Origin of the sequence: Brucella intermedia LMG 3301 (genome assembly GCF_000182645.1) — a bacterium.
Lineage (GTDB): Bacteria > Pseudomonadota > Alphaproteobacteria > Rhizobiales > Rhizobiaceae > Brucella > Brucella intermedia.
Map to the genome: position 1 here is coordinate 444,625 of NZ_ACQA01000002.1, position 13,400 is coordinate 458,024.

Consider the following 13,400-nt stretch of genomic DNA (forward strand, 5'->3'; position numbering starts at 1 on the left):
GCGAAGGACCGACTAAATCATGGCGAAATCAAGGCTAGAAGCCCATTCGCTCCCGCAGAGGCTTCCGATAGGATCGCGAAACCGGCCATGACTGATCCACGCCGCGCATCCTGATCAGCCATTTGTCGATCGTGCTTCTGTCTATGTCCGAAACATGCAGGACATTGATGAATGTCGTGCGGTGAATGCGCAAAAAGAGACTTGGCGGAAGAATGCCCGCCCATATGCCAAGCGGTCGGGAGTCGAGAACCTTGGAACCGTCGCCAAGCCATATCTCGCTGTAATTGCCTGCCGAGCGGACCCCGATTATTTCTTCCGGTGAAACACCGCGCATCACGCCGCGTTTGCTGACATAGATCACCGAAGTCGGGTCGGTTTCCTCATGCCTGACGGGATCGTCTTCAGGCGTCGCATATTTGGCCTGGGCGATCAGGCTTGCGCACTGGAACATGGCCTTGATCTCGGCCCGCGACCATCGTCTGGCTTCCACTGTCGTATCGAAGCCGATGATCCCGCGTAGCCGGTCGTGATGAAAGAGGGGAATGCTGAGAATGCTCTGGTTTCCCTGCCGCAGGAACTCCGCCTGAAGGGCGCGGGCGGTGCGTGGCAGTCCGCGGACGTCGTGAACCGCGACGGCCTGTCCCCTGGTCAGATAGCGGTGCAGCCATGCGATCACCGTCGTCGGAATTTCCTGAAGCTCGGCAATATAGGGCGTCGTACTACCCTTGCACCATTCATGCAAATTGCGAAACCGCAGGAGATCGGGCGTATATTCGATCATCCATGCCCGGTCCGCCCGCGATGCATTGCCGACGGCGGCGAGAAATTCCGAAATGGCGTTTCCGACAGGTTTCCGAAGCAGATGCAATGCGCAGACATAGGGCCAGTCGAGTGCCGGCGCCTCCGCGCACTCCGTTTCGGAATAGATCCGATAGGCCCCAACCGCACTATCCAAGCCGCCTCCCAAAATGTCGCGTGATCGAAATCCGTCATCCAGTAATAGCAGGACAGTATATTGAATATAATTGCCCGCTATTTGCAATGGAATTCACGCCGTCCATGCAACCGACGTTACGGGCGGCTTGTTCGGTCGGGGGGAGGGCATAATTGGCGAGGGGATGGCGGAAAGCCGGTCGATAGCCCCAAAAAGCCTCGGTATGTGTGGTAATAGCATAATCATACCGAGGCTGCGCATTTGCCTGATTCCGCCGAAGCGGTGCGCGAAATCAGATTAGTGATCATTGCGACAGAAAGAAGTCTTACTTCGTAGGCGCAAGGAATGGCTGTGGATCAATTAATCCGGACCCGGATTAATTTCAAATCGCACAAATTTTATTTCAAATACTTCGCACGGCCATGCCTTTGATTTGACTTCCATTCAGCCGATATCTTCGACCTGATCGAGATACTGGCCATATCCTTCAGCTTCCATCCGGTCCTTCGGAATGAAGCGCAGCGATGCGGAATTGATGCAGTAGCGAAGCCCGCCGCGATCGACCGGGCCGTCAGGAAAGACATGCCCCAGATGGCTGTCGCCATGGGCCGAACGCACTTCCGTCCGCACCATGCCATGCGAAACATCGGTCAGTTCCGCGACATTGGCGGGTTCGATGGGCTTTGTGAAGCTGGGCCAGCCGCAATGGGACTCGTATTTGTCGGCAGAGGCGAAAAGCGGTTCGCCCGAAACGATGTCGACATAGATTCCCGGCTCCTTGTTATAGAGATATTCGCCGGTTCCAGGGCGCTCGGTGCCGCTTTCCTGCGTGACGCGATATTGCTCCGGCGTGAGCCTGGCAATCGCTTCCGGGTTCTTGCTGTAGGTCATGATGTGCGCTCCCTTGAATTGTCTCCAGAATCTAGGACGACGAGAGCAACTATTCCAGCCCGCCGCAAATGACGAACTGTTGAAGAACTGCAAAACCGGAAACCCGGACCTACCGGCTGATCCGGACGCGGGGAAAAATTTCCATGGTCAGATAGTGCTCGTCGAAACTGGAAATATGGACGAGGGCGGACCGGTTGAGGAACTCCACCTCATTGTTGCGGAACACCAGAAGTTCGTCTTCGCGAAGTTCGCGCAGCATGCGGTTGATATGGATCGGCGTCAGCCCGAGCGCATCGGCAAGTTCGCTCTGGGTCAGCGGGCAAAAGAAGCTGTTCTCGTCGCCCGTGCCGTTGATGCGCGCCCGGTGGCCGAGTTCCAGCAGAAGATGGGCGATGCGAACAAGTGCGCTGCGGCGGCCGATGCTGATGAGATGTTCGATCAGGATCGCACGCTGCCGGGCCATCAGTTCCATGAACGTCATGGCGAGGCGGGGCGACTTCAGCAGGCTTTCGGTGAGATGGTCCAGCGAGATTTCGAGAACGGAAAGCTCCGTAACCGAAATGAGCGTGTAATAGTTGAAACCGAGCCCGGTGCGGAAACCGAGAAAATCGCCTTTCATGGGAAAGTCGAGTATCTGGCGGTCGCCATCGGGAAGATCGCGATAGATACAGCCCCAGCCGCTCTTTATGATATGGACCGAATTGGCCCAGTCTCCCTGGCTGCTTACCACGGTGTGGGCGGCATAGGTCTTGGAAGCCATGGGCAGGGCGGCGAGCACGCTGAGATCGCTTTCTTCAAAAACCGCGCCTATGGGCGCGCTTTCCAGAAAATGGCGCAGCGATTTTGCTTCGTCGGCATTTACCACCATTGAGCCTACCTGCCGTTTCGCCCAGCAAAGGAAATATAAATTTTAAGTCAGGTGTCCCCGCATTCGTTTTTCCCCGCTCTCGCCCGGAAGCGGGGCATCGCAAGAGTTTTATCGAGGGCGGTTGTTTTGGCAAGGTAGTAATTTCTACCACTAATTGGGTATATATCCGCGCTTCTTCTAAACCATATTTTGCTGAAGCCCTTAATCTAGGTTAATGACACTGTAGAAAATTTCAGGCAACTTTCCAGACTAGTTTCCCCCGTTGGTTGTCTATATATCACAAAGATCAATAAAACAGGGTAACCGATGCGCATGCTTGATTGTCATGCGCAAGAAACGGAGGCGTGTAATTAAATTGGGTTAGAGGGCGAACAAATGAACATTTCACCAAAATTCAGCAACAGAACCACTGAAATAAAGAATAATGGCTTCGGAGCGACAAGAGATGCTTCCTTCAAGCCTGAACTGCCCAGTGACAGCGTGTTGCCGTTGCTGGTTATCATAGACAATCGTGCGCTGGATCGCGAGTGCCTGGCACACGGATTGACCAATCACAGTATCGAAATGTCGATTGCCACATTCAGCTCGTTCGAGCAGTGGCAGCATCAGCGTCGGGGCCGCACGGCGGGCGCGGTGCTTTTCAATATCGGCGGCCAGAAGGTTTCCGACCCGGCGGTCGGCAATTATCTCAATCGCATCGTTACGGACTGCGCCCCGGCGCCCGTCATTCTTCTGGCCGACAAGGAAGAAATCTCGCAGGTCCTCAAGGCGCTCGACCATGGAGTGAAGGGTTATATCCCCACCTCGGTCAATGTGAATGTCTGCGTCGAAGCATTGCGGCTTGCCATGGCGGGAGGAACCTTCGTTCCGGCCAGCAGCGTGCTCGCCCTGCGGCATGCCACCGATCCGAATTCGCAGCGCCTGCAGCCTCTCGGCGGAATGTTCACCCAGCGCCAGGCCGAAGTGGTCAATGCGCTGCGCCGGGGCAAGGCGAACAAGATCATCGCCTATGAACTGAAACTGCGGGAAAGCACCGTGAAGGTTCATATCCGCAACATCATGAAGAAGCTGAAGGCATCCAACCGCACCGAGGTGGCTTGCATCATCAATGAGCTGTTCCCGTCGGAAACATCGTTTTCCGACCTGCAATAGGGCGCGACCCGACGCCCGCTTTAGGGGCAAGGGGACATTCAGCGGACTGAACTATTCCGTGAAGGAGAATTTGGGTGATTATCTCCGACGTTTCGGCAGGAAACGGGCGGCAGCCGGTGGCTGACCTGCTCGACATTATAAAACGCAGAAAAATGATGCTGATCGTGCCGGTGGTCGCGGGCATTGGCGTCGGTTTTGCAGGCTATCTCACAGCGCCGGTCAGTTATGTGTCGGAGTCCGTGCTGGTGCTGGATATGCGGCGGTTGCAGGCGCTTCCCAATGAAAGCGCCATCACGCCGCTGCCGCAGGACAGTCCCGTTCTGCGTTCGGAACTCGATATCATCAATTCCCGCATGATGGCGCGCAAGGTCATCGACATATTGCAAGCGGAGAACATAACCGTGCCGACGCAATTCCGTTCGCGCACGGTTTTATCGTCCGCCTCGGATGCGGCGTCGCAGGCCAAGGGCGCGCGCGAGGTCGATCCGGCCCTGCGTGAGCGCCAGCAGATAGACCTGCTTCTTTCGCGGTTGCGCGTCACCAATGACGGGCGGTCATACACGATCTTCATTTCCTATCGCGCATCCGACCGGGTCTATGCGGCGCAGGTCGCCAATGCGTTCGCCACGGCCTATCTCGACCACCAGATCGACGTGCAGCAATCGGCAACGCGGCGCATCAGCGAGTGGCTTGGCGACAAGCTTGGAAACCTGCGCAGCGACCTTGAAAGCGCGGAACGTGCGGCGGAAGAATTCCGCCAGAAGTCGCGGCTTGCGGGCGATCAGGGGCAGATCAGCTTTCAGGCCCAGCGCGTTGCGGCGCTGAACAGCGAGATCGTCGCCGCAACGGGCGCCGTTTCGCTTGCCGAGGCGCGGCTGCGCACGGCGGAAGAATTGAAGGATAAGGATGAAGCGCCCGCGCTGGCGGAAGTTTTGGCGTCGCCCGCGATCCAGACATTGCGCAGCGAGCAGGCGCGCGTCGAGCGGCAGCTTGGCGAATTGCAGTCGAATGGTGCGCTGAAGAGCGCCGAAATTCCCGTGCTGAAGGCCGAACAGGAAGCGTTGAAACAGCAGATTTCCAGCCAGGTCGGCGATATCATCAAGAGCCTTGGCAACGAAATCCAGATAGCGCGCCAGCGGCGCAGCGGACTGGAAGAAGCGTTGAAGAAGGCGGAGGCCGACCTTGCCGAGGCCAATCAGGCGCAGGTGAAAGCCGTGCAGCTTGACCGTGAAGCCAATGCCAGCCGCACGGTCTATGAAAGCTATCTGACGCGTTACAAGCAACTGATCGAGCAGGACGGCATGGCTGCGCCGGAAGCGCAGATGATTTCTCCGGCGGAACCGGCAATGGCCAAGGCCAGCCCGAACCTGCCCAACTGGCTGTTGCTGGGGCTGGGGCTTGGCGGGCTGGTTGCGCTTGCAGGCACGATGCTGAAGGAAACATTCGACAAGATCAGGCCCGCACAGACGGCATCGCTGGTGCTGCCCGGCATTCCGGCGGCGACGCTGCTGCCGGTCTCGCCGCAGATGACCGTGCCGCTTCTGGTCAATCGCGGTCTCGATCCGGCAAGCCCGTTCGGTCGCGCCATCAAGTCCGTGCATGATCGTGTTCGGGCGCTGACGCGCGGTCGGGATTCGCTGGCGCTTTCGGTGGTTTCCCTGTCCAGCGGCGAGGGAAAGACACTGCTGATCACCGCGCTCGCACAACAGATCGCCGCCACCGGCCTGACGGTTGCAGTCATCGACGCGACCAACAGGCGGTCGGGGCTGGCGGAGGCCTTCGGGCTGCCGCACAATGATCTGGGCGGTGTGTCTACCGGACGGCAGCTCACCGGCGCGACGCTCGTGCACGACCATGGCTCCGGTATCGATATCATCAAGCCGAACAGCCTGATGCGCGAGGGTGACTGGCTGGCCGAACTGATTGCCCAGCTTCGCGCCGATCACAAGATCATTCTCGTCGATCTCCCGGCGGTCATGGAAGACAAGCGCTCGGTTCTCCTTTCGCGGGCAACCGATACGGCGCTGCTCGTGGTCCAGTCAGACCGCCAGGACCAGCTTGCAACCAATGCGCTGATACAGACGATGGCCTCCTTCGGGCGCAAACCGGCGCTGGCGGTGGTGAACCAGAACATTGCGTCCTATCGAAGCTGGATCACGCTTCCCGTCGCGCTGTGCGGGCTGGGCCTGCGCAAGACGGGGCAGGCTTTAAGCGGCATTTTCTCGCGGCGGCGAAAGCCGGTCGCAGGCAGCGTTCAGGAACAGGCGTGAGGGCAAGCCAATGGCACACAGGATCATGAAAAACCGCATCGCCGCCCATCTGCGGGCCACCATGCTCGCAGGGCTAATTCTGGCTGGCGGAAGCTTCGCCGCGCTTGGCGAAGGGCAGGCCTACCGGGTCGGGGCCAACGACGTGTTGCAGGTGACAGTTTATGGCCAGCCGTCCCTGACGGGTCTTTACCCGGTCGATGTGGACGGCAATATCGGCTATCCGATCGTGGGCAATATTCCGGTGAGCGGGCTCACCATCAACGAGATCGGCGAGAAGATTGCCGGGTCGCTGTCGCAGCACATTCCCGGCCTGACGGTTACCGCAACCATCAACCAGTACGCGCCGGTGTTTGTCGTCGGCGACGTGAAGGCGCCGGGAAAATACCAGTTCCGGCCCGGCATGGTGGCGCTTGAACTGATGGCGCTGGGCGGCGGGGCCGGCAAGGCCGAGACGCCGGCGCTGACCGCCGGGATGCAGCTTATCACCGTCCAGCAGGAATATGTGGATCTGCAGATGCAGATCACCGCCATGACGATACGGCGCGCCCGCTTCGAGGCGGAACTGAACGGCACGGAATTCAACTATGTCCTTCCGGAACAACCCGCCGCCAGCAAGGAAACGGCGGCGCTGACGCAGCAGATGCTGGACGGGGAAAAGACCGTCTTCAATGTCCGCCGCAACAATCTCGCCGCTGAACGTCAGGCGCTGGAAGCGCAGGCCGCGAGCTATGGCGACGAAATAGAGACCTTGCAGCAGAGCATCAAGCTGCACGACACGGAAATCGGGCTGTTGCAGGAGAATGTGGATTCCAGCAAGTCGCTGGTGGATCGCGGGCTGGCCGCCAAGTCCAACCTGCGCGACATGGAGCGCGATCTGTCGGCGACCCGGCGCGCCGCGCTGGAGCTTGCCTCCTTCCTCGCGCGTGCGAGGCAGAACCAGCTTGCCATGCAGCAGCGCATTGCCAATCTGGACGAAATCCGCAAGAGCGAGGCTGCGACGGCCTTGCAGGACATAGACCTCAACATTGCCCGGATGGAGCGCCGCAGCAATGCGCAGCTTCAGACCATGGCCGAAATCGCCAAATCCTCCGGCAATATCGCCTCGTCCACGCTGCGCCAGAAGCTGATCTTCTCGATCAGCCGCATCGTCGATGGAAGTTTCCAGGATATCGTTGCCGATGAGCGCACGGAGATCAGGCCCGGCGATATCCTGCGCGTCGAGCTCGACATGAGCAGGGTCGGCGGCTCGCCCTCATAGGGCGAGCTTTTTCTCCAGTCAGGATTAGGAATTTTCAGCGCCGGTTTTCAGGCCGCGACAGGATCGGCGGTTTCCCGCAGCCAATCGCGATAGACGTCACGCAGGCCGTCTTCCAGACGGATGCGCGGTTTCCAGCCAAGCGCCCGCATGCGCGACGTGTCGAGAAGCTTGCGCGGCGTGCCATCAGGCTTGCTGAGATCATGCTCGAAGCGGCCCTCGTAGCCGACGGCGCGGGCGACGGTCAGCGCCAGGTCCCTGATCGAAATCTCGTCGCCCGTTCCGATATTCATCGGCTCGATGCCGTCATAAAAGCGCAGCATGTGCAGGCAGGCATCGGCAAGGTCGTCCACATGCAAAAATTCCCGCAAGGGCTTGCCGCTGCCCCATAGCGTGACGTGATCGATGCCGCGCACCTTGGCCTCATGAATCCGCCGGATCAGCGCTGGCAGCACATGCGAGCTTTCGGGATCGAAATTGTCGTTCGGGCCGTAGAGATTGGTCGGCATCGCCGTCATGAAGCGGTTGCCATATTGCCGCGCGCAGGCCTCGGCATATTTCAGCCCGGCGATCTTGGCGATGGCATAGGCTTCATTTGTCGGCTCCAGAGGTCCGGTCAGCAGTGCGTCCTCGGTGAGCGGCTGGGCCGCGTCGCGGGGATAGATGCAGCTTGAGCCGAGCCATAAGAGGCGCTCGACGCCGTTCTGGTGGGCGGCGCGGATGAGGTTCATCCCGATGGCGAGATTGTCGTAGAGAAAATCCGCCGGATATTGCGAATTGGCCAATATGCCGCCGACGCGGGCGGCGGCGATGATGATGACATCCGGCTTGCGGCCGCTGATGAAATTTTCCGTCGGTCCCTGCCGGGTCAGGTCGAGCGTGTTATGCGCGGCAGTGATGATGTCGCAATCCGTGCCTTGCAGGCGGCGAAGGATGGCCGAACCGACCATGCCCGTATGCCCGGCAACGAAGACCTTCTTGCCTTCGAGCGAATAGAGAGGGGCGATCTCAGCCGTAGAAGTCATTGCGTCCGACCTCCCGCATGATGTTGCGCAAATCCCAGTCGACCATTTCGGCGACGAGATTGTCGAAGCCGGTCGTATGCTGCCAGCCCAGGCGGCTTTTCGCCTTGGAGGCATCGCCGAGCAGGAAATCGACTTCGTTCGGGCGAAAATAGCGCGGATCGATCTCGATCAGGCAATTGCCGGATTTGCGGTCGCGGCCAATCTCCTCCACGCCGTCGCCCTGCCATTCGATCTCCTTGTCGACCGCCTTGAATGCGTGTTCGACAAATTCACGCACCGTATGCGTCTCGCCGGTGGCAAGCACATAATCGTCGGGAACATCTTCCTGCAGGATGCGCCACATGCCCTCGACATAATCGCGGGCATGGCCCCAGTCGCGGCGGGCATCGAGATTGCCGAGACGAAGCCTGTCCTGAAGGCCGCGTTCGATTGCCGCGACCGCCCGCGTGATCTTGCGGGTGACGAAGGTTTCGCCGCGTAGCGGGCTTTCGTGATTGAACAGGATGCCGTTGGAAGCATGGAAGCCATAGGCGTCGCGATAATTGACCGTTGTCCAGTAGGCATAGAGCTTCGCGGTCGCATAAGGACTGCGCGGCGCAAAAGGCGTCTGTTCGTTCTGGGCCATGGGCGAGCTGTTGCCGAAAAGCTCCGATGTGGAAGCCTGATAGAAGCGGCATGTCTTGCCGAGCCCCAGAATGCGCATGGATTCAAGCAGGCGAAGCGTGCCGAGCGCATCGGCATTTGCCGTATATTCAGGCGTTTCAAAGCTCACCTGCACATGGCTCTGGGCGCCGAGATTGTAAATCTCGTCGGGCCGCACTTCCTGGATGACCCGGCACAGATTGGTCGCATCCGTCAGGTCGCCGAAATGCAGGCGAAAGCGAATGTCGTCTTCGTGCGGGTCCTGATAGAGATGGTCGATGCGGGCCGTGTTGAACGAGGAAGACCGCCGTTTCAGGCCATGCACGCGATAGCCTTTCTTGAGCAGAAGCTCGCTTAGATAAGCGCCGTCCTGTCCGGTCACACCGACGATGAGAGCTGTTTTCTCCTGCAAGACCCTGCCTCCGATCAGAAACTCGATGGAGCCATGTTAGCGATTTCCGGCGCGGGCAGAACGGCTCCAAAACGGCAATCGCGGGCGGGAACCTCCCTCTTAGGATGAGGCTTGCGGCGCGACCGGCATGGCCTGTTTCACCCAAAGAGGTAGGCGGTTCGCCCGCTGTCGGTGCCTGCCATGCCTTTGTGTTTCTTGCGGGTTCGGCTGCGCTGTTGCGATCCTCTGTTCAAGAGAAACATGCACAGGAAGCGAAATCATGCGTGTGGTGCTTGCCAATCGTTACTACTATCCGGACCAGTCGGCGACGAGCCGGATGGTGACGAGCCTTGCCCATACGCTGGTGCGCGAAGGCATCGAAACGACGGTGCTGGCGAGCCGCAGCTATCACGACAGGCGAAAGGACGTGCTCCCGGCGCGCGAGACCATCGGCGGCGTGGATGTGCACCGCATATGGACCTCCGGCTTCGGTCGCGGCAGGCTCGTGGGGCGTGCGGTCGATTATGCGACCTTCCATCTGTCCGCTGCCGCATGGTTCGCATCCAACGCCAAGAAGGACGATGTCTGCGTCGTCTGCACCGATCCGCCGCTTCTGTCGGTTTCGGCTGCGCTGCCCGTCCGTCTTCGCCGGGCAAAGCTGGTCAACTGGGTAATGGACCTTTTTCCCGAAACGGCGATGGAACTAGGGCTCATCAGGTCCAATACGGTTTCCGGCAGGCTTGCCCTCATTCTGCGCAACTGGTCGATGCGCCAGTCGGCGCTGACCATCTGTCCGATCGAGCGCATGGCGCATTATCTTTCGACGCGGGACATTCCGGCGGAAAGCCTGAGCGTGGTTCACCACTGGGCCGACCGCAACGAGATCGTTCCGGTGGAACCCGCGCATAATTCGCTCCGTCGTGCCTGGGGCCTCGGGCGCAAATTCGTCATCGGCTATTCGGGCAATTTCGGGCGCGCGCATGAGTTTCAGACGGTGCTCGATGCAGCCGAGCGGCTCAAGCACATGAAAAGCATCGTCTTTTTGATGATCGGCGAGGGGCAGCAGCGCGGTTTCGTCGAAAGCGAGGTCAGGCGGCGGGGCCTCACCAATGTGATGATGAAGCCGTTCCAGCCCGTGGAAAAGCTTTCCGAAAGCCTTGGCGCGGCCAATGTGCATCTGGTTTCGCTGAAGCCGGAACTGGAACATTGCATCGTTCCCAGCAAGTTCTACGGCGTGCTGGCCGCCGCCCGCCCGACGATCTTCATCGGCGACACGGAAGGCGAGATCGGCACCATTGTCCGCGATTTCCAGTGCGGCATGGCGCTGAGGCCGGGCGATGTCGATGCGCTGGTTGACGCGATCCTTCATCTGCGCCACTCGCCGGTCGGACGCATGTCGATGGGCAACAATGCCCGCTATCTCATGGAAACCGCCTATTCGCGGGAATATGGCGCAGCCGTCTGGCAGTCTGCCATCTCGCGGCTTGAGGAAAAAGTGGTGCCGCAGGCCATGCCGGTTCTCGACCGCCAGTTCCAGCCGAGGGAACTGTGATGGAAGGCTCGGTCGTTGTCAGCCAGCTTGGCGCGCGCCGGCATTATGCGGTCCCGCGCATTTTCGCAAACAATCAGAGGCTGGCGCATTTTTATACGGATATCTGCGCCTTTCAGGGATGGCCGCGTCTGCTCGGCAGCGTTCCGTCCAATGCGCTCCCATCCTCGGTGCGCCGGCTGGTCGGGCGCAAGCCGCAGGGAATCCCGCTGAAGCAGATGACGACCTTTCCGGTTTTCGGACTGCATTCCGCTATCCGCAGGCTGGCGAACCAGACCGGACCGAAATCCACCGCCAATGCGATCTGGGCGGGCGAAACATTCGGCAGGCTGGTGGCCGAAAGCGGTTTCCACGGCGCGGGCGGGGTCTATGCGTTCAGCGGCGAAGCCGTGGAAGTGCTGTCGGCTGCGCGGAAAGCGGGGCTGTGGACCGCTGTCGATCAAGTCATCGCGCCCCGCGCGATTGTCGATCGGCTGGGGCAGGAAGAGGAATTGTTGAATCCGGGCTGGCAATTGCCGGTCGAAGACGATGGCTATTGCGAGGTTTTCGCGGAACGTGAGCGAACCGAATGGCAGCTCGCCGATCTGGTCGTGTGTCCGTCGCCTTTCGTTGCCCGTCATGTTGCCGAGGAAGGCTGCGCGCCCGAAAAGATCGTCGTGGTTCCAACTGGTGTCGATACACGCTTCCAGATCGAACGGAAGGCGCGGGTGCCGGGCAAATTGCGCGTGTTGACGGTGGGCGCGGTGGGGTTGCGCAAGGGCTCGCCCTATGTCGGCGCGGTTTCGAAGCTGCTGGCGGAGCAGGCGGAGTTCCGGATGGTGGGGCCGCTGGAACTCCTGCACGAGGCACAGGCAAAGCTGGCTGCAACAGTTGAACTGACCGGCCCCATTCCGCGCAGCGAAATGCGCAAGCAGTTTGAATGGGCCGATGTTTTCCTGCTTCCGTCCTTGTGCGAAGGGTCGGCGATTTCCGTTTATGAAGCATTGGCCGCGGGGCTGCCCGTGATCTGTACCGAAAATACCGGCAGCGTGGTTCGCAACGGTGTCGATGGTTACATCGTGCCGATCCGCGACGTGCGGGAGACGGCCGAAATCTTGCGGGAGCTGGCGGGCAATCCGGCGGCACTGGAACGGATGGGGGAAAATGCACGCGAGCGTGCGGCCGATTATACCCTGTCACGCTATGGCGAAAGGCTTGCTGCGGCGATATTTGGGGAGAGGGCGGCATGAACATCGTCCACGTCATCGGCTCCTACGATCCTGCGAAGGGCGGGCCGCAGGCGGTCGTGGTGCGGCTGGCAGCGGCACAGGCGGCCCTCGGCCATGAGGTGACAATCGTAAGCTACAGCGACGACGAGGTGAGCAGGCGCGCTGTCGCGGCGACTGCTGCAATTCCCGGGTTCGACAGGGTGCGCACCCTGTTGCTGCCGATGCCCGATCTGCGCGAAACGCTGTCTGGAAGCGCCGCAGCGAAGGCGATGGAGGCACTGTTGCGGGCCACGGATTTCGTGCATCTGCATGGCGTGTGGGAAACCAATCTGTTGCGCGCATCGATGCTCTGCCGCCGCTTTTCCGTGCCCTATTGCGTGTGCTGCTGCGGAATGCTCGACGTGTGGAGCATGCAGCAAAGCGCGTGGAAGAAGAAACTCGCCATGAGGCTGGGCTTTCGCCGGATGCTCGACGGCGCGGCCTTTATCCATGCGCTGAATGCGGATGAGATCGAGCTGATGCGGCCCCTTCGCCTGACGGCTCCGCCGGTGATTATCCCGAACGGGATTTTTCTGAACGAGGTGGAGGGGGGAGAGGCCGATGTGGGGGGCTTGCCCGGACGGCCCTATGTGCTGTTTCTGTCGCGGCTTCACTACAAGAAGGGTCTCGACATTCTCGCCGATGCCTTTCGCCGGGTTGCACCCCTGTTTCCCGATGTCGATCTGGTGGTGGCTGGTCCCGATGGCGGGGCGGAAGACGAATTTCGCGGGCGTATCCGTCAATACGGGCTGGAGGAGCGCGTGCACATGACCGGCGGGCTTTACGGCCCGGCCAAGATCGCCGCCCTCAAACGAGCGGCCTGCTTCTGCCTGCCCAGTCGTCAGGAGGGGTTCAGCGTCGCCATTACCGAGGCGCTTGCCTGCGGCGTGCCGGTGGCGATTACTGATGCGTGCCATTTTCCGGAGGTGGGCGAGGCTGGGGCCGGTATTGTTTCCCCGCTTGATCCGATGGCGGTCGCTGCGGCGCTTGAGCGGATTCTGGAAGACCCGGATCGCGCGGCGCGGATGGGCGCCGCCGGTGCAAAACTGGTGCGCGACAATTACACCTGGCCGCGCATCGCGGTCCAGACGATTGCGGCCTATCAGGATTTTCAGTCACAAAAGCCGGACGCGGTTGCAAGCCGCAAGGCGCTCCGGTCCGTTACTGCAAGCTGAG

11 protein-coding genes are annotated in these 13,400 nt (G+C 60.2%); 6 read left to right on the forward strand and 5 right to left on the reverse strand.

All coding sequences use genetic code 11. The features are described 5' to 3' along the window. Positions 1–34 precede the first annotated feature (34 nt). The 3 genes from OINT_RS14580 to OINT_RS14590 form a co-directional block, all read right to left on the reverse strand. Positions 35–955, reverse strand: a complete 921-nt coding sequence (locus OINT_RS14580) for a GAF domain-containing DNA-binding protein (protein WP_039853213.1) — start codon at positions 953–955, stop codon at positions 35–37. Between the two features lie 423 nt (positions 956–1,378). Beyond that, the gene (gene msrB / locus OINT_RS14585) at positions 1,379–1,825 is read right to left on the reverse strand and encodes a peptide-methionine (R)-S-oxide reductase MsrB (RefSeq protein ID WP_006468626.1); all 447 of its coding nucleotides are present in this window, start codon (positions 1,823–1,825) and stop codon (positions 1,379–1,381) included. Between the two features lie 109 nt (positions 1,826–1,934). Then, a complete protein-coding gene (locus OINT_RS14590; protein WP_006468627.1) occupies positions 1,935–2,693 on the reverse strand; it encodes a Crp/Fnr family transcriptional regulator in 759 nt (252 codons plus the stop codon). 375 nt (positions 2,694–3,068) lie between these two features. Here OINT_RS14590 and OINT_RS14595 point away from each other — a divergent pair, with 375 nt between their 5' ends. From OINT_RS14595 to OINT_RS14605, 3 genes are all read left to right on the forward strand, one after another. Further along, on the forward strand, positions 3,069–3,845 hold the full coding sequence (locus tag OINT_RS14595) for a response regulator transcription factor (RefSeq protein ID WP_006468628.1): 777 nt from the start codon (positions 3,069–3,071) through the stop codon (positions 3,843–3,845). Between the two features lie 74 nt (positions 3,846–3,919). Next, positions 3,920–6,115, forward strand: a complete 2,196-nt coding sequence (locus OINT_RS14600; RefSeq protein WP_006468629.1) for a GumC family protein — start codon at positions 3,920–3,922, stop codon at positions 6,113–6,115. 10 nt (positions 6,116–6,125) lie between these two features. Beyond that, complete coding sequence (locus OINT_RS14605) at positions 6,126–7,373, forward strand: polysaccharide biosynthesis/export family protein (RefSeq protein ID WP_006468630.1); 1,248 nt, start codon at positions 6,126–6,128, stop codon at positions 7,371–7,373. A 47-nt stretch (positions 7,374–7,420) separates the two neighbouring features. Here OINT_RS14605 and OINT_RS14610 read toward each other — a convergent pair whose 3' ends face one another. Together OINT_RS14610 and gmd are read right to left on the reverse strand one after the other, a co-directional pair. After that, positions 7,421–8,395 carry a GDP-L-fucose synthase family protein gene (locus tag OINT_RS14610; protein ID WP_006468631.1) on the reverse strand — a complete coding sequence of 325 codons (975 nt, stop codon included), beginning with the start codon at positions 8,393–8,395 and terminating at the stop codon, positions 7,421–7,423. Then, positions 8,379–9,449, reverse strand: a complete 1,071-nt coding sequence (gmd, locus tag OINT_RS14615; protein ID WP_006468632.1) for a GDP-mannose 4,6-dehydratase — start codon at positions 9,447–9,449, stop codon at positions 8,379–8,381. Before gmd ends, OINT_RS14610 begins: the two co-directional genes overlap by 17 nt. Before the next feature lie 259 nt (positions 9,450–9,708). Between gmd and OINT_RS14620 the strand changes: the two genes are divergently transcribed. The 3 genes from OINT_RS14620 to OINT_RS14630 are packed head-to-tail and all read left to right on the forward strand — an operon-like array spanning position 9,709 to position 13,399. Next, entirely contained in the window at positions 9,709–10,980 is a 1,272-nt protein-coding gene (locus OINT_RS14620) for a glycosyltransferase family 4 protein (protein WP_006470354.1), read from the forward strand. After that, the gene (locus OINT_RS14625; RefSeq protein WP_006470353.1) at positions 10,980–12,206 is read left to right on the forward strand and encodes a glycosyltransferase family 4 protein; all 1,227 of its coding nucleotides are present in this window, start codon (positions 10,980–10,982) and stop codon (positions 12,204–12,206) included. Before OINT_RS14620 ends, OINT_RS14625 begins: the two co-directional genes overlap by 1 nt. Beyond that, complete coding sequence (locus OINT_RS14630) at positions 12,203–13,399, forward strand: glycosyltransferase (RefSeq protein ID WP_006468635.1); 1,197 nt, start codon at positions 12,203–12,205, stop codon at positions 13,397–13,399. The genes OINT_RS14625 and OINT_RS14630 overlap by 4 nt, the downstream gene beginning before the upstream one ends. Position 13,400: the final 1 nt, after the last annotated feature.

Bases quoted from the DNA above. Each gene is read 5' to 3' on its own strand.
- msrB (WP_006468626.1), bottom strand. From the start codon at position 1,825: ATGACCTACAGCAAGAACCCGGAAGCGATTGCCAGGCTCACGCCGGAG.
- OINT_RS14590 (WP_006468627.1), bottom strand. From the start codon at position 2,693: ATGGTGGTAAATGCCGACGAAGCAAAATCGCTGCGCCATTTTCTGGAA.
- OINT_RS14595 (WP_006468628.1), top strand. From the start codon at position 3,069: ATGAACATTTCACCAAAATTCAGCAACAGAACCACTGAAATAAAGAAT.
- OINT_RS14605 (WP_006468630.1), top strand. From the start codon at position 6,126: ATGGCACACAGGATCATGAAAAACCGCATCGCCGCCCATCTGCGGGCC.
- OINT_RS14610 (WP_006468631.1), bottom strand. From the start codon at position 8,395: ATGACTTCTACGGCTGAGATCGCCCCTCTCTATTCGCTCGAAGGCAAG.
- OINT_RS14620 (WP_006470354.1), top strand. From the start codon at position 9,709: ATGCGTGTGGTGCTTGCCAATCGTTACTACTATCCGGACCAGTCGGCG.
- OINT_RS14625 (WP_006470353.1), top strand. From the start codon at position 10,980: ATGGAAGGCTCGGTCGTTGTCAGCCAGCTTGGCGCGCGCCGGCATTAT.
- OINT_RS14630 (WP_006468635.1), top strand. From the start codon at position 12,203: ATGAACATCGTCCACGTCATCGGCTCCTACGATCCTGCGAAGGGCGGG.